The organism is Pseudoalteromonas sp. GABNS16E (assembly GCF_028598715.1).
Classification (GTDB): Bacteria; Pseudomonadota; Gammaproteobacteria; order Enterobacterales; family Alteromonadaceae; genus Pseudoalteromonas; species Pseudoalteromonas atlantica.
Genome location: NZ_JAQREZ010000026.1, coordinates 35,506 through 61,253, shown reverse-complemented (window position 1 = coordinate 61,253; position 25,748 = coordinate 35,506). Strand labels below are relative to the sequence as shown.

Here is a 25,748-nt window from a genome sequence, read left to right as displayed (position 1 = left end):
GGGATAGCCACGCGGTATGAAAAGCTTGAACGAAATTATCATTCAATGCTCGCTTTAGCATTTACTATGATGTGGCTACCAATGTGGGCTGATTGATATATGTACTACAAAGATCAACAGCCCCTAGGATAAAAATGATTTTTTTTAGTACGCCGTGCTTGATCTAGCTCATTTTTAACAGCTGGGAATTGATACAAAAATTTTCTAAGCTGCTCTTCTGACATATTCTTGAGCTCTTCGAGGCTTAACATTGGATCATAGTGCCGCAGTAACTGATATAACTCTGAATACGTTTCAAACATACAATGTATTTTTTCTAGCCCGTTATATTTTTCGGCTATTTTTCTGACTAAATATATATTAGCTGAAAGTATGACCATATCATTAGGGTTTATATTAAATTGTTTTATATAATTTTGGATTAAATTAAAAGCTTCATCTTCCCAGTTTAATGAACAAACATGGTACTTAATTACTTCAAACGTAAACTCAGGCTGAACTTGAGCAGTGTCCATTAGCTCTGTCTCTATATATTTTTCTAATAGATATTTGGTTTGGAATTTTTTAAAAATTGGGTTTAGGGAGGACTCTAATTCAGTTCTATAAGAGCGTTTTAACTTTTTCCAAGTACCAAAACCCTGCGCAATAACCGCTGCCCTTTGTGGCTCTCGCTCGTAAATATTTTGCGAATAATCACCAAATAGAACCATCTCACCATTTTCAGCTAAAAAGTTATCTCTTAAAATTTTAACCCATTCGTTTTCAAAATCTTGTACTTCATCAACCAATATTGTTTGGTAACGCTCTAACTCTTTACCTTTAAAAATGTCACGTTTATATAACTGATCAAATCCATATTCATCTATAAGCCCGCTAATATCTTCAGTTATAGTATTTAGCTGAGAGTTAAAAAATTGATGGTAGTTAGTTACTGCAAAACTTTGCTCATCCCTTTGACCTAAAATATCGCTTATTTTATCTTTAATCAGATTTTTTAAAGTAATATTAAAAGTAATAATAAGCACCCTTTCATGGTGCCTGAGATGAGCATTTACAGCCCGACTAGCCATAACGGTTGTTTTTCCGCACCCTGCAACCCCCATAATTTTCGACTGGCCGCTTTCACTAACCACTAACTTTTTTTGGTGTTTATCTAGAGGAACTTCTTTACCTTGCTTTAGTACATGCTCACTTGGCAATAATCGCCTTTTTAAATCATCGTAAACGCGATCATCAAAAAGTGTATGGGGTTTAAAACCATTAATTTTATTTAATAAGCCTGCAAGTCTATCTTTTGTATAGGCTATTGACTTATCTCTAGAAAGGTTCTTCTTCGTTCTAGAGAATCCATCAGCTCTACGATTGTAGGTATCATAATTAATATTACCAAGTTTAAGGTTTTGCGTAAGTTCACTCAGTTTTGCTTTTACGAGATGTTCTGCATGTCGATAAAGTCCATCAAGCTCATTCTTATTGGCTTTATGCATATAAACTAAAGGCACAACTAAATTGAAGAAGTTTCTATTTTCTAATTTTGCTAACCCAAGAACCGGTAAATGTAGCTGGTATAGGTTTTTTTTATACATAAATGCTTGTGCTTGTGGAGAAGATATTCGCGATTTTCCTTCCCCACTTTTAACAGCCCATTTGTTTGTTCCATCAATACTATAATTAACTAAATCATAGTCTTTTACCTCAATGACAAAAATAGCTACATGCTTTTTTAAAATAATGAAGTCAGGCCTATCGCCGTCTAAGAATGGATTAAAAAACACTTCATAAGTATCATCTAACTCTGTAACTAGGTAATTTAAAAGATATAACTCGCCTTCTGTTGGTTTGACTTTTAAACGCGATATATTTTCAAGTGAAGGGTAAACTTTAGCCATACTGAATCACCTACTAAAATGGTAAACCAAATAAAAGTCCAATTGGGGAAATCGGAAATGCAACATCAGTAATTACTTCGGCCAGCGCTTCTGCAGAGGCTTCTGTTATAACTTCTACAGAGTGTTCTGTTACCACCTCACCTGAAAGCACTTGCGAAACAGAATTTTCTAGAGCTGTATTTGACATACCTGAGTTGATCACTACTCCTAAATCAAAACTATTAGCTACCTCACTGGTTGTTACTATTGGAATACCTGGATAGGCAGCCAATGTATTGTTTATATAGCTCAAGCTATCTGTTGCTTTAAGTTGAAGTTCTGCTGCAATATCGTCATCGTCCATTAAAGCAATATCGGATATAGGGTGGTTGGTCTTTTCAAATAGCATGGCATTGACGCCCTGCTGATTTAGAAGTTCAGTAACTTCCTGTTCAAAAACAATGCCTTTTATATTACTAATATGCCCTGTCATTGCGCCAGGCTCTAGGTTTCCAAAATAGGATAAAATGTCAGAATTACTAGAACTGCTTAACTGGGAGTAGCCTCGCCTAACAGCCTCAAATACATTTTCTTGAGCGTTCATTGCTGCCTAACTCCTTTTAGTAATTCAACTACTTGCTTATAGCTAGATTCTAACATTGGGTATACCAAACGTCCTTTTACCTTCTGATAATCCCCATGCTTAGGAGCATTTGATTTTGCTATATCTTGTGCGGTTAACCCTTTTTCTGTTTCAAACTCAGTGTTTGCTCCTAATTCTAATAGCTTAGTGACTGATTCTAAATACCCATCACTTGCTGCAATCATTAATGGAGACCAGCCTTCATCGGTTCTTAAATCAACACTTGCGCCATTTTGATATAGTAATTTAATAGTATCAACTTGGTTGTATAAGACAGCTTGGTAAATTGCTGTGCGACCTTTTTTACTTTTCAAGTTTACGTCTGCGCCATTCTCAATGAATAGTTTAATACATTTATTTAGGCCATTTTCAGCAAGTAAAGCTAACGCAGTTAACGAGGCTCTATTTCTGGCATTGGTGTTAGCGCCTGCAGTGATAAGGGCCTCTATTATTTCTACATCACCTTTACCTATAGCCATAATGACTAGAGGTTCACCTTCTTCATTTTCAACGTCAGGATTAACTCCATCATCAAGTAACTGAAGAACTATGTCCCTTTGGCCATTTTTATAAGCTAAAATTAACGCCGCCTCAGAAAACTTAGCACTGAATACCGCTCCAGCCTTAAATAGCATGCTTACGACTTCAGTTCGCTGCTTAAAAAATGCCCCTGTTACAGCATTCCAACCATCGTTATTGCATATACTAACTGACGCGCCATGCTTTAATAAAAAATCAACGGCTTTTACTCGGCCTTTAATTGAAGCCCAAATAAGAGGAGTCCAGCCTGTGCTATTTCTGATGTTGACCTCTGCACCACACTTAATCATTAATTCTGCTAAATCAAAATACTCATTTTCCAAACATAACAATAAAGCGCTACTCATTTGTTTAGGTCGATAGTTTGGGTTAGCACCTTTTTTAAGAAGAGCCTCCGCTATATCTAAATAACCAAGGTCGATACTTAGCCTCAGGGGGTTGTGCTCTGAGTGGTTTAAATGAAGGTGGGTGTTATGCACCAATTCTTTAGCTATATCTGAAAATCCATTTTCTAAAGCTAATTCAAATACTGTTTTGTCATGCTCATCAAAAACGCTATTTATTAGTTCAGGTTGCTGATTCAAAATGGCTTTCAGTGATGATTTATCACCAATTTCTACTGCACTTAATAGTTGCTTTTCCAAAGCTGTTCATCCTTTTTATTTGTTCCACGCACTTTTAATTAATCGGCCGGTTTGGTTATAAATACCTACTTGCTCTATATAATGATGAAAATCGCTATTTTGCGCGACGATTCGGTTGGCTGACTGCCAATCAACATTCGTTCGCTCTTGTGCTGGGATAAGTATTTGACTATCAAATAACGACTCAGTATCGAGTATCAGAACACCAATACCGTGTAAGCTTGATAGCATTTGCAACTCACTTTCTACATCACTGTTTAAACCCGTAGCTACTAAATAACCAAAGTTAGCCCAGCTAGAGTTTGAAACCGCCTGAAAAAAGTATTTACGTATATTGCCTTTTGTAAGGTGTTTTTTGACTTCGAATGACCAAAGCCTTACCGAACTATGATTACCACTGCGAACGCAACTACGTACAACTTCATCCCAACTTTGATCTAGTGGCTCTAGGGCTACTATGTCTGGATGTAACCAGTGGTTACCACCACTGCCATGAGAGTTTGCTGATTTCCGTTCGTCTATTCGTTGACAATATAAATTAAGGTCTTTACTTAAATACTCGATGAGCATAGGGTAAAGCTCATGCTCGGTAAAACTCTGGGATATTAATGGTGTATCAACCTCAGGGTCATCTATTTCCTCTGATTCATCTTTAATAATCGTGGTGCTAGGGGTTGTATCCCAATAATAAATTCTTGGCCTTGGTTTATCCCGCGTTGCTACATTTACACAGACTTTTTTAGCTGTTCGTGTTCTTTGCCCGCCGACTTCAGCAGCCAACTGTGCGATTAGCTTTTCTTCAGTATCATAACGAGGGTTAGTTTTTTTTCGGCAATCTCTTGCGGATATCTTAATATAAATTCGGTTGCCAAATCACGAGCTGTAAACTTTCTCTCTGGGTTAGCTTTAAGCGTTTCAATGATCATTTCTACGCGAGTTGTCATTAGATAGCTCCAACCATTTTTTTGTCTAATTCTGCTTTATATTTCTGACAAATGTTTGAAGGACTAATACTACTAAAATTGTTAAGACAAATTTGAATATGAGGAAGTGAATTAGTGATTTGCATTTTAAAGCTCCTTTTTACAATGCTATGAACGACACATTAACATAAACAGGGGCTTATCCAATATTTAAACTATACTAAAATAAGCTTTTTCTAACTTATAAGGTAGAAAGATATTTAGTAAGAGTGAGATAAAAAAGCGCCCTAATAAAATCAGGGCGCTTTGCGTTTAGGACAAATAAACAAGGGTTATACAAATTTAAATAACAAATATTTGAGCATGATTCTCATACTACGCCCATTGCTTTGGCAATATTGCTCATAGTTAATTATGCCAATAGCAATCTTGGTACAGAATAAGGTCAGCGAAATAAACCAGGCAAAATTTTGAGTTGATTGGTACTGTAAAAACAGTATAGCTGAGCCACTAAATGCAATAATCGAATAGACAACTTCTATTCGATACCGACTAATTGCTTTCAAAATTATGGGCATCAAAAACCGTCATCAAACGAGTCAAATGCATCAAAACAATCGTGCTCTATAGAGTCCGTTATCGATTCTTCAATCTCACAAACAGTCATTACTCTATTAGATTGGCCCACCACATTACCGCCAACATCAACGATATTAGCGCTCGCATTTGTGATAGGTAGTCCTGTTGTTGGATTAATAGCAATATCATTAGCGTCGTTTTTCATTTTTTAAACCTTCTTAATTATTAATTTATGCTATCAAATTTAATGATTTCGTGATAAAAAACAAACTGTTTGACTGCGCAGCTCAGCAACAAACAGTTTGAATAAGGCATTCACTTTTCTTCTATTTTCACTTAATTTTTTTAGTAAAAACCCTCTCCTCTTTATCTAAAAAGTTTATTAATAAGTTTAATTTGAAGACGTTTTTTGTCTGATAGACGCTCTTAAAACGCATTTTTCGGCACGACAAACTGCAAAAAAAGCGTCTCAGAATGAGACCAATAAGCGCGCAATGTGGCATAAGCGAAGCTTAGGACACATGGAGTTGCGCGAATGTACAGCTGGTCTGTACTAACCGCGATAATGTTTCGCATCAGCGAAATTCGATTAAAATTTGGCACAAATTGATATCGAACCATCTATTTTCGTAGAAAATTAAAGCAGATGAAAAAGGCGAATAGTGAGGAACTCACAGCCTTGTCAGGCGCGGCAGTATGGCGGTTAGTACAGAGCGTAGCTCGGTGCATTCGCGCAGGGTCTACAACGCTAGCGCGATAGCGCGTCGAGTCAGCTCGTTGCGGAGCAACATCAGAGCTGGCGGGCGTTTTAGACCCAATGGTTGAGTAGCGAAGCACGAGGCCATCCGCTGAAAGCGGCTTCTTTTTAGTGTTTTCATCCCTCGTTTCATTTAAAGAGCAAACGTACAACGTCTTGTAATGAATATCGTAATATTTTTTCCTAATTGAAATAAAGAATAACCTATAAAGTAAGACCTCCTCTTTAGGAGGAGGTCTTACTTTATAGGTTTAATTCACACAAATTTTCTACGTTTAAAAACAAAATTAAAAAAATTAAAAATAAATCGGCGGATTTTACATAAAACGCAATTAATTCGTTTTTCGACATCCTATTTAGAAATTCCAAAACCTCCAATTATATAAGGAATTGATAATATGAATGACCAAAAACATACCCAACAATTTTCACAAAACAGTGAATCAACAAACACGCCTAGCCCATTACATCAATTAAGAAAAGCCGATAGCGTGCTTAGTATTGTTCAAGCCGATATTCCTCAACCATGCATTATTGTGCCTTCGATATTAACAGCCGGAGAGGCTACGCTGCTTGCTGCCGGAGCTGGCTCTGGAAAAACCTATATATCTCAGTATATCGCCGCTAGTGTTGCTGCTGGCATTACTAGCTTTGGTAATAAGCCTTGCGAAGCTAAAAAAGTTTTGTATATTGATGCTGAATTAGGCTTGCATCAGATACAAGCTCGTTTTGGCAATATTTTTAACGCGATAGGTGCTGGACCTAATGGTGATTATTTAAAAATTATTCATAAAAAAAGCTTTAAAGGGGGAATACCTGACCTTGCGACATCTGATGGCTTTGATGCACTCGCCAGTGATATTGAATGGGCCGATGTAGTGATTTTCGATAACCTATCCGCACTGTATACATCCGCAGAGGAGCTCAATCAAAACGACTGGAACTACTACAACAAATGCATTGACGCATTACGAAACGAAGGTAGGGCGATTTTGATACTGCACCACACAGATAAAACAGGCAAAAACTACCGTGGCCATACTGAAATTGCGCGTGCAGTTGATAACGTGCTCATTGCAGCAAAAGATTTAAAACTGAGTACTAACGCAGTGACTGTGGTTGATATAGTGCAGTCTAAATCACGTAACGGCGCCAGTAGTGAAAAGCTTATGAGTATCGCGTTTGGTGATGTATATAACGACGGGCAATTTTTGATGATTCGCGCTAAATAAGCAGTCAATTTCGCATACTCGGGAGTTATATAAATTATGACTCCTGATTAAGTGAACTCAAATGCAAAAAGATAACGACTATGCTCACCAATACGCCCGCTATTTTGACATTGATATGCGATATAACGTAGGTGCTAACAACTATCAAAAGGGGGTAAACCGTACTGCTCTAACAGTCCTTATTGCGGTCAGGTTTTCTATTGTCGCGCCAGTGATTATTCGCTGGCTCTATAATATTAGTCAACCTCAAGCGCTTGCCCATTTAAATAAGTTAGTAGACGAAAAACTGTTAACGATGGTCCCTACACATAGAAGTCCTGATGGGCGGGTTTATATTCCTAGCTACTCAGGAGCTAAATACGCACAGGAGCAAACCAGCATTAGTACTTACATTCGCTCAAAATCAAACCCCGCACTGCAGGTTAACCACAACCACATAATGCACGACTTAATGAATGCATTTATTGCTCTGCGCGGATTACATAACCATACCTCTGATGGCGTTTACAGACCGCTATGGACAGGATTTTTATCTGAGCCAGAATTTAAACGATTATATAACCAAAGCAGTGCGCGAATTGTAGACGGTGTGGCCGTATTACCAGATAAAACCGTCGTTGCCATCGAAATTGAAAACTCATTTAAAAGTAAATCGACGCGTCAGACTATCCTGCTCAAATATCTCGCCTCACTTAAAGCAGGCCATTACCAACAGGTATTTATATTTTCACAATCTGCGCAAATATTTGATGATATAAAAAGATTGCACACTCAGTTGATGGATGCACTCCCCGAGCGCATAAATAAGAAGACCCAACAACCATTTATGACTCCTGAAGATGTTGCATTACTACAATCTGCGATTGTGTATCGCACAAAATTTTGTGATGAAATTACAGCGTTATTTTACTCATAAGCCGAAATATAAACGTGGAATAAAATGTTTACCCCAACAAAAAAAGCATCATCCGATGCTTTAGTGTTTTTTATTGCGGCTACAATACAGCGCAATTGTTTTGAATGTTAAATGCCCTATATAGCAAGCCGCCAAAGTGAGCGTATAGGATTGTATAGTAGGTAATATTAAATAGGTTTTATTTATTAGCCCCTCATAGTAAAGCCAACCGAAGGCGATAAATATAAAGCCAAACATACTGAATACCTCTGCTATAGCGTTAGCAATAAACTCAATCCATTTCTTCTTAGTCATAGCTATTGTCCTTTTTGTCCTTGTCACCTTATATAAGTACATAACAGAGGATTTATTAGGCTTTTGCCTTGCTTTAAAAACCAATCACAAAAATAAAAGAGAGCAAACTAAGTTCGCTCTCTTTATTATTTTGTCAGGTTACATTATGCGATTAAGACAACGCATTCGTGCCCTACCGCCAGGTCAATCGCTATATTGCCCTCCCCCTGCACAACCATCTACTCAGTAGATAGCATGACAAAGCTCATTTGATGTGCAGTGAATCACCTATTAGCTCTTCAGATTATGTAGCTTGCATAGCGACAAGCTGAGTGCAATTTTTTGGGGTAATGGATATGCAGGTATGTTGTGGCTTTACATTAATAATTAACTCCGCAGAAAGGGAATTACAAAGCGTACCGAGTAGTTCACTTAGGGTTTGTATATTTTCAATATGTTTCAAGTCACTCTTTTCTATTGCGCTAAGGCAACTTTCTAAAAGAAAAAATATCCGTGCTTGCAAAGTACGCGTCAAACATTATTATTAATAAAAACTTATAGTCGGAGAGTAGTTATGACTGAATTTTTAATGATGATTTTTCCAGCGATAGTCCTCACTATTGGCTTTGCATATATCGCGATGAAGCACGGCAAAGAAAAGTAAAATTAAACTTAATTAGAAGCTAATTTTTAAGTATAAGAAAACGAGCCCAGAGGCTCGCCAGAGTTTATGAGCTTTCTATTAACCGTAACCAACTATCTTCTGCAGCTGCAAAATACTCACTGGGTTTTATCATAAATAGCTGCTCAAATTCTGCACTAAACAAGCTGCAAAAATTTGTTATGTCTTCAATATGTATGAGTAAAAAAGCATACATCTCAACCCCTTCCAAATACCTCTGTGAGAACTCAGGGTTAGCAGCTAATAACTGTTGAGAAATACTAATACCCAAAACACTCCCTACGCTATCTCGGTGTAAATAAACGTAATTGGTGAAGCCCAGCTCTAGTGCTTGCTTATCAATAACGTCAGCTAATAGCAAAATAGTTGAACTGTCATCCCACGGTGACTGACTGGCGCGTACATATTGGCGAATAAACGGTAATTTTCGGTCTTTCATGATTTTTCCTGGTTAATTTGTCCTAAAACTAACTAGGCATAAGCCTGGAGAAAAATTGAAAGGTATGAAATAAACGACGTAAATTTGCAAAACACACCAAAAAAGTTAAGGTTAAGAAAGTGTTTCAAATATTGAGAATTTAAGATGAGTGATTTTATATGGTTATTACCGGCTGCTGTGTTGAGCATAATTTTAATTAGGCTTGTTAAACAAGCTAAAAAAATAGATTAAGTAAAAACAATACAAAACTTTTGGTTGTAACCGTCGGCAGTTAAAGTGACCTATAAGTCACTTTAAGGCCTAAAATACGGCTTAATGTTACCTAAAAGGCACTTTATTTTGAGGATTAAAAAAGAAAAATCTAAGTTTTACTTTTATTAACTACCAATTCTCTTTTCCAAATTCATTCTAGAAGCTACAAAACACAAATATAAGATTCAAACACTCTACCAGTCTAAAATTTCAACTATTCAGTTAATACAATTTGCCTTTTAAGGCTGTTTTTAAGATGCTAGCTAGGTGCTTGTGAATTACTAAAAATCGTAGCACAAACCATAGCACGACAAAGCAACACCTTGTTTTATATAAATTTAATTAAAAGCCTTATAACCATCGCAGTTAATGCATTTATTATTTATAAATAGTGCCATGCTAGCGCTTACTCACTTGCTACTTTTTTATAGGGGTTGCGGGTATCTTGGTGCTCATCTAAATTTCGCATTAATATTGCGTGCTCTAAATTAATGCGTGTATCTAATCGAATTTTAACGTGATGCCCAGAGCCTTTGGCATCGGTAATACTTTCGCCCTTTTTGTTTTGCATGTATTCAAGTTCAAAAATAATGTTCCCTTGTGGTGTCATAAGCTCTAAAGAATGCCCAACGCAGAATTTATTTTTTACCTCTATTTCAACTAAACCATCAGCATGGCGCCCTATTACTTCCCCAACAAATTGCTGCTTAGTTGATACAGAGTGACCGTATTCATAGTTTTGATAATCTTGGTGGGCATGGCGCTTTAAAAAGCCTTCGGTGTAGCCACGATGTGCTAAGTTTTCGAGTGTTTTAAATAAGTGAGCATCGAATGGTTTACCCGATGCCGCATCATCTATGGCTTTACGGTATACTTGCGCGGTGCGCGCTACGTAATAAAACGATTTTGTCCGCCCTTCTATTTTTAAACTATGTACACCCATTTTTGTTAACTGCTCTACGTATTGCACAGCGCGCAAATCTTTTGAATTCATAATATACGTGCCGTGTTCATCCTCAAATGCAGGCATATACTCACCTGGGCGACCTTGTTCCTCTAACATAAATACTTTGCTACTTGGCGCACCTTCACCAAGAGTAGGAATAACCTGTTTCGGATCAATTTTATGCACCATCTCACCCGTTTCGTTTTCAACGCCCGGTTTTACATCGTAATTCCAACGACATGCATTTGTACATGTACCTTGGTTTGGGTCGCGCTTGTTTATATAACCCGAAAGTAAACAACGCCCAGAATACGCCATACACAGCGCACCATGTACAAACACCTCAAGCTCAGTATTTGGGCAAAGCGTGCGTATTTCTTTTATTTCTTCAAGCGAGAGCTCGCGCGATAAAATAACTCGCTCAATACCTTGTTTTGCCCAAAACTGAACACTTGCATAATTAACTGCATTTGCTTGCACCGATAGGTGAATAGGCATGGCTGGCCACTTTTCTCGTACCAGCATAATTAACCCAGGATCTGACATAATCAGCGCATCGGGTCCCATAGCAATCACTGGTTCTATATCACGTAAATACGATTTAACCTTTGCGTTATGCGGAGCAATATTAGAGACCACATAAAACTTTTTATTTTGCGCATGGGCTTCATTAATCCCTATTTGCAATGTCTCTAAATCAAACTCATTATTACGTACCCGCAAACTGTAGCGAGGCTGGCCGGCATAAACGGCATCGGCCCCATATGCAAAGGCGTAGCGCATGTTTTTTAAACTCCCCGCAGGGCATAACAGTTCGGGAATAAAAGAAGTTACAGAAGAAACAGCTGGCATATGCGCTCCATACAGCTAACCGAGTACACGTCGGTTACATGATTAATTAATTTACAAGCGCGGCATTATAAATGCGACAAACATTGTGCTTTTGATCAAGATCATTAAACTGCAACCAAACTGGTTTTTAATAAAATTAGGTTTTTTCAATTAAAACGCGTATAATTCGCGCCCGTAAATATTCACACTTTTATTTAAAAATTATTGGAGCATAAAGATGGCTTTAGAGCGTACTTTCTCAATCGTAAAACCTGATGCAGTAGCAAAAAACCACATCGGCGCAATCTACAACCGTTTCGAAACTGCGGGTCTTAAAATCGTTGCAGCTAAAATGGTTCACCTTTCAAAAGAGAAAGCTGAAGGTTTCTACGCAGAGCACAGCGAGCGTCCTTTCTTCGGTGCTTTAGTATCTTTCATGACATCTGGTCCAGTAATGGTTACCGTTCTTGAAGGCGAAAACGCTGTTCTTAAAAACCGCGAAATCATGGGTGCTACTAACCCAGCTGAAGCACTAGCAGGTACTTTACGTGCAGACTACGCTGATAGCATCGACGAAAACGCTGTTCACGGTTCTGACGCTGTTGAATCTGCTGCTCGCGAAATCGCGTACTTCTTCGCTGACGAAGAGCTTTGCCCACGTACTCGTTAATTCGAGTTTTACAGTTAACGCTGTAATGCAAAGTAAGAAAAGGGCTTTCGAGCCCTTTTTTAGTCATTACGTAAAGTATCCTTAAATGCATTTTTGATATTTTACTTAATGATTAAAGTGGGTGAATTGTGTACAATTCGCCCTTGTAAATTTTATCTCCACCGTCACCGATTGAGGTTGTTTCATGACCGAGCAAAAAAAGATTAACTTATTAGATTTAAACCGAGATGCAATGCGCGAGCTATTTGTATCATTCGGTGAAAAGCCATTTCGTGGCGACCAGGTGATGAAATGGATTTATCATTTTGGCGTTGATAACTTTGACGACATGAGCAACGTTAATAAAAAGCTTAAAGAAAAGCTTAAAAACGAATGCGAAATTGTTGCACCAGAAATCTCTGTACGCCAACAAGCAAGCGACGGCACAATTAAGTACGCATTAGTGCTTGATGGCGGCCAAGAAGTTGAAGCTGTATGGATCCCAGAAAAAGACCGCGCCACTTTGTGTGTATCTTCGCAAGTGGGTTGTGCCCTTGAGTGTACGTTTTGTTCAACTGCGCAACAAGGCTTTAACCGTAACCTTAAAGTGTCTGAAATTATTGGCCAAGTTTGGCGTGTAGCTAAAGACATAGGCCTTGATGGCAACAGCGAAAAACGCCCAGTTACCAACGTTGTAATGATGGGTATGGGCGAGCCCCTGCTTAATATTAAAAACGTAGTGCCGGCAATGGAACTTATGATGGACGATTGGGGCTTTGGCTTATCTAAGCGCCGCGTAACATTAAGTACCTCAGGGGTTGTACCTGCCCTTGATTTATTAAAAGAAAAAATAGATGTAGCACTTGCTATTTCACTTCACGCTCCCGATAACGCACTGCGTGACGTACTTGTACCAATTAATAAAAAGTACCCTATTGAAGAATTTTTAGCCGCGTGTCGTCGTTATATCGATGGCTCTAAAGCAAATAAAGACGTGACCATTGAATACGTTATGCTAAATGGCGTTAACGACAGCACCGACCAAGCACATGAGCTGGTTAAAACGCTTAAAGGTACACCTTCTAAAGTTAACCTTATTCCGTTTAACCCGTTCCCGGGTAACGAATACACACGCTCTAGCAACAGCCGTATTGACCGTTTTTCTAAGGTTTTACAAGCTGCGGGTATTACGTGTATTGTGCGCCGTACTCGTGGTGACGATATTGACGCCGCCTGTGGGCAATTGGCCGGCGATGTTGTTGACCGTACTAAACGTATGGCGAAAAAGAAAATGCGTGACGATAACGCAATTAGCGTAAATATCCAGCAAGCATAAGCCTGTAACCACCCTGCGTATATTCCCTGTGCAGGGTGGTTAAGTTGTTTATTTTTAAATAAATGATGCAACACTAAGGGTTTTAGGTAAGATAGGCGCTATGGATAGAAAAACAGAGACAAGGTAATGCGATCTTTACTTGCTTTAACACTTTCAACACTAACCCTTACAGGGTGCGTAAGTGAAAGTAGTTATAACGGCAGTGACAAACCCGTCGTCGAAAACAAAATCAATAATGCAGGCGCAGCACGCACACGTATCGCCCTCGCTTTACAATACTTAGAAACTGGCAACAACTCGCAAGCAAAGTATAACCTTGAGCGAGCTATAGAATTTGCCCCAAATCTACCTGAAGTACATTACTCTCTTGCTTATTATTACCAACAAGTAGGCGAAAAAGAGCGTGCCGATAAAGCCTATCAAAAAGCATTAGCAATTAAGCCTGACGATCCGAACACACTTAATAACTACGGTGTGTTTTTATGTAGTATTGAAGAGTATGACCGCGCGACCGATCAGTTTTTAAAAGCAATTGATATTCCAAGCTATATTCGCGTTGCCGAAAGCTACGAAAACCTTGCCTTATGTGCCATAGAATTTAACGACTTTGAAAATGCAGAGAGTTACTTTAAACAAGCACTTAATCACAGCTCGCAACGTACATCGACCCTAATAAGCTTAGCCGCCCTTTTTTATGCTAAAAGCGATTTACATAAAGCCAGCGAAGTATTAAAGCGTCATGACGACACCGGCCGAGTGTCTGCACGGGCTTTATTGCTTGGTTATTTAATTAAGCAGCGCATGGGCAGAATAGAAGAAGCAGAAAAAATTGCCGCCACCATAATGCAAACTTACCCAACAAGTAAGCAAGCCTATGCTATTCGCGATAATCGTACTAAACAAACTGAGTTTGAAATACTGCGCGAAAAATACCGTAAAGCGCAACTCGAAGAGCTTCAAGAGCAGTATGGCGAAGAGCAAATCAGTGTTGAGCAACCAAAAATTAAAATTATCCGTAAAAAGCGCCCAACTACCGATAATTCGACCAGCTTAATTTCTCCAGGGGTTGAGCCTTCAAGCCCAGTATTAAATGAGACGGCAAAAGCACAGGCAACCATTGCCGCAGCAAACAAACAAAAAACCGTAGCTGAGCAAAGTGATGACGCTGCCACTCTCACGCCTGCGGCTCAACCAACGCAGGCTAAAGTAGCGACAACAACTAAAGCAGTAGTGCCAGCTGTGGCAGCCGCTCCAACCGTAACAAATACTGCCCAAGTAGCAACTACAACTACAACATCTGTGCCTGCAGAGTCTAAAACAGATACCGCAGCGGTGCTTTTGGCTTTAACAACGGTTCACCAAGCGCAACAAACGTCTACACCCACAGCTGAGCCGCCAAAAGCCGTCGCTAAACAAACACCCAAAGATGATGACGAAGTAAAAATAATTTCATTTGGTGCGCCAAAACAAGCTAACTTTAACACCCCACAAAATACACGCCCTGCAGCAAATGGCCCACAGAATGCGGGCTTAAATAATTCGGTAGTATTTTATGAGGCTAAAAAAGACAGTGCGGTATTTAGTAATAACCCATACAGCGACAGTAACGATATTACACTAAAAAACTACCAACCAAGTGTAAAACAAGAGCCTCCCATGCTTAATCCAAAAGTCCCCCCTTTAAAGGTGCCTTTTCATATTATTGAGTTTGGTGAAAACCTATTTAGCATTTCAGTGCGATACAATGTTAAACTACAAAAACTCCTGCAGTGGAATGGTCTAAAGGAGTCGGATCGTGTTATCAACGGAAGTAAAATTTATTTAAACGATCCTAATATTTATTACGAGATTAAAGCTGGCGATACCCTTTACGACATAGCTACCCAGCGGCATGTATTAATTGATGAATTAATGCGATGGAATAAATTAAGCCCAGATATAGAACTTACACCTGGGCACAGACTATTACTAGTGGATCCAAATTCGTACCTATTATGACAGAAGAAACTACGCAACAAAGCGATGAGCCAAGTGTTGGGCAACTATTAAAAGCGCACCGAGAGCAGGCTAATGTAAGCTTAGAGTCACTTACTGGCCCACTTAAGCTTTCTATTTCTCAGCTGCAACGCTTAGAAAGCGATCAGTACCAAACGTTAGGCCCAATTACCTTTGTAAAAGGCTACATTAAAAACTATTGTCGTGAACTACACGTCGATAGCGCCCCTATATTAGCTAAATTGCCTGCACCGCCCGAGCCTACAAAGCCGGCTAACATGCAAAGCTTTTCGCGCCGCACAGAAAAAGAAGCCCACGACAGCCGCCTAATGCTGGTGAGCTACATTATTTTAGCCATTGTTATTGGCTCATCTGCCTTATGGTTTTGGCAAAATGCTACGCCTATCGATGAGCAAACAAGCACAATCAATATTGAAAATTCAATTTTAGATAACCAGCAAAATAACAACGCGCTAAATAACGAAAGCGAGAACCCCTCGCAAATGCAAGCAACGCAGGCAGTTGAGCGCACACCGGCTGTAATGCCTATAAGTGCTGAACAAGTCCCCTTAAGTGAAGCCGTTAATGCCACGGCGCCTATTGCCGCTAGCACCCAAACAGCCACTAACGAGCCCGACACGCAAAGTAACACCAGTACAATTAACATGGTGTTTAACGATGAGAGCTGGGTAGAAATACACGATGGCGAAGGTGAGCGCATAGCATTTGGCGTAAAAAAAGCAGGCTATAAAATGGCTGTAAGCGGCACCCCGCCTTTTTCAGTCGTGCTGGGTAAGCACGACGTAGTTAGTGTTTCTCTAAACGGCGAACCAGTTGATATTTCTGGTTATCCTAAAAATCGTTTAGCCAAATTTAAATTACCATTAGCAGAGTAGTCGCTATGTTTTCAGAATCTCCAATTAAACGCAGAAAATCAACCCGCATCAATGTAGGCAACGTGCCTATTGGTGACGGTGCCCCTATTGCCGTGCAGTCGATGACCAATACCGACACCATGGATATAGATGCCACGGTAGCGCAAATCCAAGCAATACAAGATGCCGGCGCCGATATAGTGCGTGTATCTGTACCAACTATGGATGCAGCAGAAGCGTTTAAAAGTATAAAAGAGCAAGTTAGTATACCGCTTGTAGCCGATATTCACTTTGATTACCGCATAGCGTTAAAAGTGGCAAAATACGGCGTAGATTGCCTACGTATAAACCCAGGGAATATAGGCAGTGAAGAGCGCATTAGAGCCGTTGTAGACTCAGCGCGCGAGCATAATATTCCTATTCGTATTGGTGTAAATGGCGGCTCATTAGAGCGCGACCTACAAGAAAAATACGGCGAGCCAACTCCCGAGGCATTACTTGAATCAGCAATGCGCCATGTAGATATATTACGCCGCCTTGATTTTGACCAATTTAAAATATCGGTAAAAGCATCAGACGTATTTTTAGCTGTAGGCGCTTATCGCTTACTTGCTAAAGAAATAGATCAACCCCTGCATTTAGGGATCACCGAAGCCGGCGGTATGCGCTCAGGCTCGGTTAAATCGGCTGTAGGTTTAGGCATGTTACTTGCCGAAGGTATTGGCGATACGCTACGTGTATCACTTGCTGCCGACCCAGTTCAAGAAATCAAAGTAGGTTTTGATATTTTAAAATCGCTGCGTATACGCTCTCGCGGTATTAACTTTATTGCCTGCCCTAGCTGCTCACGTCAAGAGTTTGATGTAGTGAGCACCATGAACCAGCTTGAAGAGCGCCTAGAAGATGTTGTTGAGCCAATGTCTGTTTCGGTAATTGGTTGTGTCGTTAACGGCCCAGGCGAAGCCCTTGTTAGTGATATTGGCCTTGCCGGTGCAAACCGCCGCTCAGGTTTATACATTAATGGCGAGCGTCAAAAAGCGCGTATTGATAACAACAACATTGTTGACCAGCTTGAAGGCTACGTGCGCGACTTTATTGCTCAAAAAGAGCAGCAAACACCTATCGATATTAAAATAGTCGAATAAATACCCTATAAAGCGCCAAACCACGGTGTTTGGCGTTTACCTTTATAGCTAGAGGATACCCAAGCGACCCCAAGGTACAGAATTCAGCGTTTCACAGGCTCTTAATATCAAGGCGTTACTTTGCAAGAATGGCAATCCCTTTTAAAAAGTAACAACGATGAGAGTAAGTGTCTGTGAACCGCCCAACGGGTTGGTTTAAAAGCGATTTATACTGCGTTATTGATTTTAACAATAGAACCACTATTACTTTCAATCAATGCCTTGCCTAAATCGCTTTTAATTCAAACGACGCTCGCATCATGGGGTCATTTGGGTATATAATGACGGGTCAATTTTTAGCATTCTTGTTGTGTAAGCATTTTTTTATTACACATAAACAGTAATTAGGATTTATCAGTGGCAAAACAAATTCAGGCAGTTCGCGGTATGAACGATTGTCTGCCGGGCGACACGCAAGTTTGGCAGAAAGTAGAAAACATTTTACGCGAGACAGTAGCATCGTTCGGTTATCAAGAAATTCGTTTTCCTATTGTAGAATCAACCGACTTATTTAAACGCTCTATTGGTGAAGTAACCGATATAGTAGAAAAAGAAATGTACACCTTTGCCGATCGTAACGGCGACATGCTAACCCTTCGCCCAGAGGGCACCGCAGTGTGTGTACGTGCAGGTAACCAAAATGGCTTGCTTTATAACCAAGAGCAGCGCCTGTGGTACATGGGCCCGATGTTTCGTCATGAGCGCCCTCAAAAAGGCCGCTACCGTCAGTTTCACCAATTTGGTTTAGAAACATTTGGTATTGCCACAGCCGACATAGATGCAGAAGTTATTTTACTTACCGCGCAATTATGGAAAGCATTTGGCATTAACGAACACGTACGTTTAGAGCTTAACTCGTTAGGCTCTAACGAATCACGTGCTGATTACCGCGATGCACTCGTTGCCTACCTTGAACAGCATACCGACGTGCTTGATGAAGATTCAAAGCGCCGTATGTACTCAAACCCATTACGTGTACTTGATAGCAAAAACCCAGACGTGCAAGCAATCTTAGTGGATGCGCCTAAATTGTCTGAGCATTTAGATGCTGAATCAAAAGAACATTTTGCAAATTTATGTGAACGTTTAGACGCAGCTGGCGTCATATACACGGTTAATGAAAAGTTAGTACGTGGTTTAGACTACTACAACCGCACCGTATTTGAATGGGTAACAGATAGCCTAGGTGCACAAGGTACAGTGTGTGCTGGCGGACGCTACGATGGCTTAGTTGAGCAACTTGGCGGCAAAGCAACGCCCGCAGTTGGTTTTGCTATGGGTCTAGAGCGCTTAGTACTGTTACTCCAAGCACTTGAGTGTGTAGGTGACATTCGCCGTAATGCTGATGTATATTTAGCGGCAATGGGCGACAAAGCCAGCGTACAAGCCCCTGCCATTGCAGCGCAACTGCGTAGCGACGTACCCGGTTTACGCGTTATGGTGCATGCCGGTGGCGGTAACTTTAAAAAACAACTAAAACGAGCTGATAAAAGCGATGCACTAGTGGCTGTTATTATTGGCGAAGATGAATTAGAAAAAGGCGTTGTGACCATCAAATATTTACGTGAGCGTAAAGAGCAAGTCACACTAGAATTAGAACAAGCTAAAGCGCTATTAGCTGAGCTTATCAATAGCTAAGCTAACTTAAGAGGTAATAATGGACATTTATTCAACAGAAGAACAACAAGCAGAAGCCATTAAGCGCTTTTTTCGCGAAAACGGTATTTCACTTGCGCTAGGTGTAATTGTAGGTTTAGGCGGCTTATACGGTTGGAAAGCATACAACCAAAACCAAATTACAACTGCTGAGCAAGCGTCTGACGAATATACAACACTTGTTCAAAGTGACGATGTACTTGGCGCAGCCGATACATTCATTAAAAACAACCAAGACACAAGCTATGCAACTTTAGCCGCTTTTGTTGCGGCAAAAGACGCTGTTGATGCAAAAAAATTAGACCTTGCTAGCGAAAAACTTAGCTGGATTGTTACAAACGCCCAAAGCGAAGAACTTAAAGCCATTGCCATTACGCGTTTAGCACGTATTCAACTTGCGCAAAGTAAATTTGACGAAGCCCTAAGTACATTAAACTCGCCACTACCAGAGGCATATAACGCCAATGTAGCTGAGCTAAAAGGCGATATTTACATTGCACAAGGTAATAAAGACCAAGCTCGCACTGCGTATCAAGCAGCTGCCGATGCAGGCGGGTTAACAACAAACCCTTTATTACAAATTAAATTAGACGACCTAGCAGTAACTAGCCCAGCGGCATAAGGTTTTAGGTATGAAAAAAATAACAACAGCAACTCTAGCACTGTGCATGGCAACGCTAATGGGTTGTTCATCAAGTGATGACGAAGACGAGTTAGTACTTCCTGAAATTGTTAATCAATTTGAAACAGACGTAGTGTGGCAAGAGTCGGTTGGCAGTGGTGTAGAACATTATTTTTCTCGCTTATCGCCAGCTGTATACAAAGACACTATTTATGTAGCTAGCCGCGAAGGCCAAATTGAAGCGCTTTCGCTTACCAATGGTGACACGTTATGGGAAACCGACGTACGTGAAGACTTATCGTTTTGGCCATGGTCAGATAACGGCACAGCAAAATTATCAGGCGGTATATTACAAGCTTATGGTAAAATTTACGTAGGCTCTGAGCACGGGTTTATTATTGCCCTTGACCGCGAAACGGGTGAAGAAGTATGGCGTAAAAATGTGCCAGGCGAAGCGCTATCAAAACCAGCTGCGGGCGATGGCCTAATTTTTGTTAATTTAGGCTCGGGTAAACTATTAGCGCTGCACCCAGATACAGGCGAAGAACGCTGGAACTTCGAACAAGAAGTACCGCCGCTTACATTGCGTGGCCAAAGCTCGCCAACAGTTGCAAACGGTGGTGTGTTAGTAGGCTTAGAAACAGGTAAATTAAGTGTACTCATTTCTGAGAGCGGCTATTCAGCATGGAGTGCAGAAATTGCCGTTGCTAAAGGCGCATCAGAATTTGAGCGCTTAGTTGATGTAGACACACAACCTATTATTAGCGGCCCTTACGCTTATGCTATTGCATACAACGGTAACCTAGCAGCGGTAGATATTCGCTCAGGCAATGTTGTATGGAAACGTGAATACAGCAGCTACCGCGAAATAGCGATGGATGCACAAACTATTTACCTAGTAGATAGCGAAGGCGTAATTTACGCATTAGATAAAAATTCAGGTATTGAACGTTGGAGCCAACCCGCTCTACGTGGTTGGTACCTAACAGGCCCTGCAGTTGCAGATAGCCACTTAGCTTTAGGTGACCAAGAAGGTAACCTACATTGGCTAAACAAAGACACTGGCGAGTTAGTATCTCGTGAAGAATTTGACAGCTCAGGCTTTTTTGTTGAGCCGGTTGTAGCCGACGACAAGCTAATTTTATACACCCGTGATGGTGAAGTTAGTGTGGTAAACACCCCTAACTAACTAGCTAACACTTAAAGGTTTTTTGTAAGGCTTCGCACTGCGAAGCCTTTTGTTGTTTTTTAAAGAGGTAGTTTATGCTTCCCGTGATCGCTCTAGTTGGGCGACCCAATGTGGGCAAATCCACATTATTTAACCGTTTAACACGTACTCGTGATGCACTCGTAGCCGATTTTCCAGGTTTAACACGAGATAGAAAATATGGCCAAGCTAATTACGATGGCTATGAATTTATCGTGGTAGACACGGGTGGTATTGATGGCTCTGAAGAAGGCATCGAAACCGAAATGGCCGACCAGTCGTTACTTGCCATTGAAGAAGCCGATATTGTGTTGTTTTTGGTTGATGCCCGCGTAGGCATGACCGTTGCTGACCAAGCCATTGCTAATCACTTGCGCAAGCAAGAGAAAAAAAGCTTTGTAGTTGCCAACAAAACAGATGGCATTGACGCCGACTCAAACTGTGCAGAATTTTATCAATTATCATTAGGTAATATTCACCATATTGCAGCAGCACATGGGCGTGGTATTACACAGCTTTTAGAGCACACTTTACAGCCTGTAATTGCAGAGCTTGCAGCACTAGATGAAGACGTTGCTGATGACGATGAAGAGTTAATCGACCTTTATCAAGAAGCCGAAGGCGACGATACAGACCACCAAGCGTTTGCCGATAAACCAGTAAAACTGGCTATTATTGGTCGCCCTAACGTAGGTAAGTCTACACTTACAAACCGTATACTCGGTGAAGAACGTGTAATTGTATACGATATGCCGGGCACCACCCGCGACTCTATTTATATTCCGATGACCCGTAACGACAAAGAATATATTTTAATAGATACCGCAGGTGTTCGTAAGCGTAAAAAAGTAAGCGACGTAGTTGAAAAGTTCTCAGTAATTAAAACGCTTCAAGCCATTGAAGATGCAAACGTTGTATTACTGGTTGTTGATGCTCGCGATGGTATTTCTGATCAAGACTTAAGCTTATTAGGTTTTGCGCTTAACTCAGGTCGTTCATTGGTTATTGCCGTGAACAAATGGGATGGGCTTGATGATTACGTTAAAGATCGCATTAAAACAGAGCTTGATCGCCGTTTAGGTTTTATTGATTTTGCACGCTTGCACTTTATATCTGCACTTCACGGTACAGGTGTTGGTCATTTATTTGAATCGGTTGACGAAGCGTACGAGTCAGCAACTAAACGTATTAGCACCGCAATGCTTCGCCGTATTATGGACATGGCACAGGCCGATCATCAGCCGCCACTTGTTCGTGGTCGTCGTGTTAAGCTTAAATATGCGCATGCCGGTGGTTATAACCCGCCACGTATTGTAATTCACGGTAACCAAGTTCACGATTTACCAGATAGCTACAAACGCTACCTGATGAACTACTACCGTAAAGCACTTAAAATTATGGGCACCCCAATCAAAATTGAATTTAGAGAAGGTGATAACCCATTTGCAGGGCGTACTAATAAAGTAACGCTTTCGCAAAAACGTAAAATACGTGCCTTTGCAAAAGAAAACCGTAATAAATAAACTGCATAAGCGTTAATTTATTACAAAAAAACGGCGTACTTTTTAGTACGCCGTTTTTTATGCTTTATACCAATTAGCTTAATTAAGTGATTTATTTTGAGGCTGGGTATTAAAGATTAAGTAATGCCAATTGCACCAGCCGTTCAACGGTGGTGTCTTGGCTATTTTTAGGCGCTTTGGGGTAATACTTAGATTTTGGCGGCTTAATAGATACAAACCCATGATTGGTGGCCATTTCGTGAGCTAACAGCTTTCGCTCTTTGGGTGTTAAATGGTTTTCGTGTATTTTTGCAAGCTCGCCGCTATCAAGCCATATGCCAGCGCAACCTGGGCACTCGTCTATCTCAACCACTTTGAGCGGCGAAAAAAACCGGCGCATCATTACTATGCTTGGGCACTTTGGGCAATTTACTCGCGATGATACATCGCCCTCACCTTCAATGTAATTACTCAAATACTTAATTAGAACCTGACCATGCTTTAACTCAGGCGAGCTAAACTTAAAAATTTGGCTGTTATCAAAAAATACGCCGCCTTGCGCTGACGTAAAAACAGTAATGCCGCCAACAAGTAAAGGTTCAAGTGGCGTATTACTACGAGGACAATACATTTAAAATTCCTTTTTATTTATTTATGTTCTTTTACTCAAGCGCTTTATGAATAAGCCCAACAAGCGGCGCTGGCAATGTAATATTACCTGCAAGTACAAACTCATGCGCATCGTCTGACATTTTTTGCCATGTACGGCGAATAATCCCTATCCATTTTTGCTCATCGTAATCAGGCTTAGTATTAGCAAACCCGAGCATGTAATGCTCAATAAATACCAGGCTTGCTACGTCTTCTACTAATTGGCTGTCTGGGTTACGTTTAATATTTTTTTTAGCAACTGCATCGTACACTCTGTTTCGCTCATCATCGCTGTACCCAGCTTGCTGCATAAGCGCAACAACGCTACTTGCATGATATATATAAAGCGCACTGCGCCATTGATGATAGCCTTGCTTGTTCATTGCAAAGTCGCTACGCGGCGACTTCCAACGTTGTATATGCTGCCCACGCACTGCAATTTGCATGAGTTCATCGGCATCAGGCTTAAAGCGAGTTAGCATTTCGCTCATACGCTGTGAGTATAAATACTCTTTTGGAACACTCTCCCCATTAAATTGCTCACTGTTTGGGTCTTGGTTGTTTGCTTCATCAATTAGGGCGATTACTTTATTAAACATGATGGTCATTTTTTATAGTAAGTTTTTATCATTCTAAACGCTGATAAAACAATAAACTAGTGCGCCACTCAGTTATGAAGTGAAATTTGCTCAACCATAATACAAATCAATAAATACAGGTTGTAAAAGTAAGCGCATTGATTAAGTTAACTTGGTACTATATTGAGCACAAATTAAAATAATAAAGCGCGACTAACTCGCCAATAACGGATCACTATGTTTAAAAAACGTATTCTAGCTATTTGCTTAGCAGCCACCTCGCTACCAAGCCTTGCCGACAGTAACAGCGATTTAAAAACCATTATTGATAACCACTGGCAAAATGCCAAAGCTGAAAAAATATTTTTTCGAACCGATCCAGACGGTTGGAAACCAAACGGCACATTACCAAATTGGAGCGAGCAAGCCATTGCAAAGCGCCAAGCTTATAACAACAGCGTACTAAAAAGCTTAGCCAACATTGATCCAAAAACGCTCAACAAGGATCAGCTAATGAACTACCGCTTATTTAAATATGAGCGAGAAACCGAGCAGCAAAGCTACCTTTATCAAGATAAGTATTTTCCGGTAAATTTTTTAAGTGGCTGGCATACTTACTTTGCAGAAGCGCCCGCTAATATGGCTTTTTTAACAGCTGATGATTACAACGCATTTTTAATCAGCCTTGCCGACTACCCGCGCTTTAATCAGCAAAATATTGATTTAATGAAAGAAGGAATAAAAACAGGATTTACCCATTACTGTAAAACCTTTGAAAATTACAGCCAAAGCATTAGCGCGCACATAGTTAAAAACCCCGAAAACAGCGCCCTTTACGAGCCCTTTACGCGTATACCTAATACCTTTAGTGCAGTGCAAAAATCAAAGTTAAAACAAAAAGCACAAGCCGTAATTAAAGACAAAGTAATTCCTGCGTATCAGCATTTTTACGACTTTTTTGAAAATGACTATATGCCACACTGTAGAGCGCAGCCGGGCATAGCAAGCGTTAAAGGCGGGCTTGACTACTACAAGTACACAGTTAATTACTACACCACAACAAACGCCACACCTAAACAAATACACCAACTAGGTCTTAGAGAAGTCGCGCGTATTAAGGCGCAAATGCAAAATATTATTGATGAAGTAGGCTTTGATGGCACCTATAGTGAGTTTTTAGAATTTTTAGCAACCGATGAGCAATTTTACGCAAAAGACGCGCAAGACTTGCTAGAAAAAACCGCGTTCATCACGCAAAAAATGTATGGTAAATTGCCCACTTACTTTGGCCACTTACCGCGTAACACCTTTACTATTAAAGGCTCAGCAAGTCGTGGTGCGTTTTATATGCCACCACCAGATAACCGCTCACCAGGTACTTACTTTTTAGCCTCAACACCTAAACTGCAGCCTTTATATAATTTAGAAGCACTTAGTCTGCACGAAGCCATACCCGGGCACCATTTACAAAACGCCATTGCTATGGAGTTAAATGTCCCCGAATTTAGACGCACACTTAGCCACTCTGCATTTGGCGAAGGTTGGGCACTATACACAGAACGCTTAGGTAAAGAAGCTGGTTTTTATCAAAGCCCGTACAGCGACTTTGGTCGTTTAGGCTACGAAATGTGGCGTGCAGTGCGCTTAGTGGTTGATACCGGTATTCATGCCTTTGGTTGGAGCCGCCAAAAAGCAATTGATTACTTAGCCAGTCATACCGCTTTACCACAAAGTGCGGTGGAGGATCAGATAGATCGTTACATTTCATGGCCAGGCCAAGCGCTCTCGTACAAAATGGGCGAAATAAAAATACGAGAACTACGTGCAAAAGCCGAAAAAGAGCTTGGTACACAATTTGATATACGCAGCTTTCACGACACTGTTATTGGCCAAGGCTCATTGCCTATGGCAGTGCTTGAAGACGTTATAAACGATTGGATAGCAAAACAAAAATTGGCTATTTAACAT

At 40.4% G+C, this 25,748-nt stretch carries 23 protein-coding genes and 1 pseudogene; 13 read left to right on the top strand and 11 right to left on the bottom strand.

Features of this window, described 5'->3' with window-relative positions:
* Positions 1 to 96, top strand: a pseudogene (locus PSI06_RS11945) (IS5/IS1182 family transposase); the annotation flags it as partial.
* 17 nt (positions 97 to 113) lie between these two features.
* Here PSI06_RS11945 and PSI06_RS11940 read toward each other — a convergent pair.
* The 6 genes from PSI06_RS11940 to PSI06_RS11915 all read right to left on the bottom strand — a co-directional run bounded on the left by PSI06_RS11940 (position 114) and on the right by PSI06_RS11915 (position 5,402).
* Positions 114 to 1,889 carry a UvrD-helicase domain-containing protein gene (locus PSI06_RS11940; RefSeq protein ID WP_273603790.1) on the bottom strand — a complete coding sequence of 592 codons (1,776 nt, stop codon included), beginning with the start codon at positions 1,887 to 1,889 and terminating at the stop codon, positions 114 to 116.
* Between the two features lie 13 nt (positions 1,890 to 1,902).
* Positions 1,903 to 2,472, bottom strand: a complete 570-nt coding sequence (locus PSI06_RS11935) for a hypothetical protein (RefSeq protein ID WP_273603791.1) — start codon at positions 2,470 to 2,472, stop codon at positions 1,903 to 1,905.
* Positions 2,469 to 3,695, bottom strand: a complete 1,227-nt coding sequence (locus tag PSI06_RS11930; protein ID WP_273603792.1) for an ankyrin repeat domain-containing protein — start codon at positions 3,693 to 3,695, stop codon at positions 2,469 to 2,471. Before PSI06_RS11930 ends, PSI06_RS11935 begins: the two co-directional genes overlap by 4 nt.
* 15 nt (positions 3,696 to 3,710) lie before the next feature.
* Positions 3,711 to 4,475, bottom strand: a complete 765-nt coding sequence (locus PSI06_RS11925) for a COG2958 family protein (RefSeq protein ID WP_273603793.1) — start codon at positions 4,473 to 4,475, stop codon at positions 3,711 to 3,713.
* A gap of 8 nt (positions 4,476 to 4,483) precedes the next feature.
* A complete protein-coding gene (locus PSI06_RS11920; RefSeq protein WP_273603794.1) occupies positions 4,484 to 4,639 on the bottom strand; it encodes a hypothetical protein in 156 nt (51 codons plus the stop codon).
* A gap of 556 nt (positions 4,640 to 5,195) precedes the next feature.
* Positions 5,196 to 5,402, bottom strand: a complete 207-nt coding sequence (locus tag PSI06_RS11915; RefSeq protein ID WP_273603795.1) for a hypothetical protein — start codon at positions 5,400 to 5,402, stop codon at positions 5,196 to 5,198.
* 950 nt (positions 5,403 to 6,352) lie between these two features.
* Between PSI06_RS11915 and PSI06_RS11910 the strand changes: the two genes are divergently transcribed.
* Together PSI06_RS11910 and PSI06_RS11905 are read left to right on the top strand one after the other, a co-directional pair.
* On the top strand, positions 6,353 to 7,186 hold the full coding sequence (locus PSI06_RS11910) for an AAA family ATPase (RefSeq protein ID WP_273603796.1): 834 nt from the start codon (positions 6,353 to 6,355) through the stop codon (positions 7,184 to 7,186).
* A gap of 61 nt (positions 7,187 to 7,247) precedes the next feature.
* Positions 7,248 to 8,102 carry a hypothetical protein gene (locus PSI06_RS11905; RefSeq protein WP_273603797.1) on the top strand — a complete coding sequence of 285 codons (855 nt, stop codon included), beginning with the start codon at positions 7,248 to 7,250 and terminating at the stop codon, positions 8,100 to 8,102.
* 60 nt (positions 8,103 to 8,162) lie between these two features.
* On the opposite strand, the gene PSI06_RS11900 is transcribed toward PSI06_RS11905, so the two are convergent.
* The 3 genes from PSI06_RS11900 to trhP all read right to left on the bottom strand — a co-directional run bounded on the left by PSI06_RS11900 (position 8,163) and on the right by trhP (position 11,546).
* Positions 8,163 to 8,396 carry a hypothetical protein gene (locus PSI06_RS11900; protein WP_273605025.1) on the bottom strand — a complete coding sequence of 78 codons (234 nt, stop codon included), beginning with the start codon at positions 8,394 to 8,396 and terminating at the stop codon, positions 8,163 to 8,165.
* 707 nt (positions 8,397 to 9,103) lie between these two features.
* The gene (locus PSI06_RS11895) at positions 9,104 to 9,496 is read right to left on the bottom strand and encodes a hypothetical protein (protein ID WP_273603798.1); all 393 of its coding nucleotides are present in this window, start codon (positions 9,494 to 9,496) and stop codon (positions 9,104 to 9,106) included.
* Positions 9,497 to 10,154: 658 nt separating this feature from the next.
* Positions 10,155 to 11,546, bottom strand: a complete 1,392-nt coding sequence (trhP, locus tag PSI06_RS11890) for a prephenate-dependent tRNA uridine(34) hydroxylase TrhP (RefSeq protein WP_004586997.1) — start codon at positions 11,544 to 11,546, stop codon at positions 10,155 to 10,157.
* Between the two features lie 217 nt (positions 11,547 to 11,763).
* On the opposite strand from trhP, the gene ndk reads away from it, so the two are divergent.
* The 9 genes from ndk to der all read left to right on the top strand — a co-directional run bounded on the left by ndk (position 11,764) and on the right by der (position 22,572).
* Positions 11,764 to 12,195 (top strand): nucleoside-diphosphate kinase, encoded by a 432-nt coding sequence (gene ndk, locus PSI06_RS11885; protein WP_004586996.1) that lies wholly within the window; start codon positions 11,764 to 11,766, stop codon positions 12,193 to 12,195.
* Positions 12,196 to 12,379: 184 nt separating this feature from the next.
* Positions 12,380 to 13,510 (top strand): bifunctional tRNA (adenosine(37)-C2)-methyltransferase TrmG/ribosomal RNA large subunit methyltransferase RlmN, encoded by a 1,131-nt coding sequence (locus PSI06_RS11880; protein ID WP_004586995.1) that lies wholly within the window; start codon positions 12,380 to 12,382, stop codon positions 13,508 to 13,510.
* 126 nt (positions 13,511 to 13,636) lie between these two features.
* Positions 13,637 to 15,508 (top strand): type IV pilus biogenesis/stability protein PilW, encoded by a 1,872-nt coding sequence (pilW, locus tag PSI06_RS11875; protein WP_273603799.1) that lies wholly within the window; start codon positions 13,637 to 13,639, stop codon positions 15,506 to 15,508.
* A complete protein-coding gene (locus tag PSI06_RS11870; protein ID WP_273603800.1) occupies positions 15,505 to 16,401 on the top strand; it encodes a RodZ domain-containing protein in 897 nt (298 codons plus the stop codon). The genes pilW and PSI06_RS11870 overlap by 4 nt, the downstream gene beginning before the upstream one ends.
* Before the next feature lie 5 nt (positions 16,402 to 16,406).
* The gene (ispG, locus tag PSI06_RS11865; protein ID WP_004586992.1) at positions 16,407 to 17,525 is read left to right on the top strand and encodes a flavodoxin-dependent (E)-4-hydroxy-3-methylbut-2-enyl-diphosphate synthase; all 1,119 of its coding nucleotides are present in this window, start codon (positions 16,407 to 16,409) and stop codon (positions 17,523 to 17,525) included.
* A gap of 396 nt (positions 17,526 to 17,921) precedes the next feature.
* A complete protein-coding gene (gene hisS / locus PSI06_RS11860) occupies positions 17,922 to 19,202 on the top strand; it encodes a histidine--tRNA ligase (protein WP_273605024.1) in 1,281 nt (426 codons plus the stop codon).
* A 19-nt stretch (positions 19,203 to 19,221) separates the two neighbouring features.
* Complete coding sequence (locus tag PSI06_RS11855; RefSeq protein WP_004586990.1) at positions 19,222 to 19,842, top strand: YfgM family protein; 621 nt, start codon at positions 19,222 to 19,224, stop codon at positions 19,840 to 19,842.
* A 10-nt stretch (positions 19,843 to 19,852) separates the two neighbouring features.
* Entirely contained in the window at positions 19,853 to 21,031 is a 1,179-nt protein-coding gene (gene bamB, locus PSI06_RS11850) for an outer membrane protein assembly factor BamB (RefSeq protein WP_273603802.1), read from the top strand.
* 74 nt (positions 21,032 to 21,105) lie between these two features.
* Positions 21,106 to 22,572 carry a ribosome biogenesis GTPase Der gene (gene der, locus PSI06_RS11845; RefSeq protein ID WP_004586988.1) on the top strand — a complete coding sequence of 489 codons (1,467 nt, stop codon included), beginning with the start codon at positions 21,106 to 21,108 and terminating at the stop codon, positions 22,570 to 22,572.
* A gap of 109 nt (positions 22,573 to 22,681) precedes the next feature.
* Here the strand turns inward: der and PSI06_RS11840 are convergent, their stop codons facing one another.
* On the bottom strand, positions 22,682 to 23,182 hold the full coding sequence (locus PSI06_RS11840) for a TFIIB-type zinc ribbon-containing protein (RefSeq protein ID WP_273603803.1): 501 nt from the start codon (positions 23,180 to 23,182) through the stop codon (positions 22,682 to 22,684).
* Between the two features lie 31 nt (positions 23,183 to 23,213).
* Positions 23,214 to 23,801 carry a DUF4202 domain-containing protein gene (locus PSI06_RS11835; RefSeq protein WP_273603804.1) on the bottom strand — a complete coding sequence of 196 codons (588 nt, stop codon included), beginning with the start codon at positions 23,799 to 23,801 and terminating at the stop codon, positions 23,214 to 23,216.
* A gap of 216 nt (positions 23,802 to 24,017) precedes the next feature.
* On the opposite strand from PSI06_RS11835, the gene PSI06_RS11830 reads away from it, so the two are divergent.
* Entirely contained in the window at positions 24,018 to 25,745 is a 1,728-nt protein-coding gene (locus PSI06_RS11830) for a DUF885 domain-containing protein (protein ID WP_273603805.1), read from the top strand.
* The last annotated feature ends 3 nt before the right edge of the window (positions 25,746 to 25,748 follow it).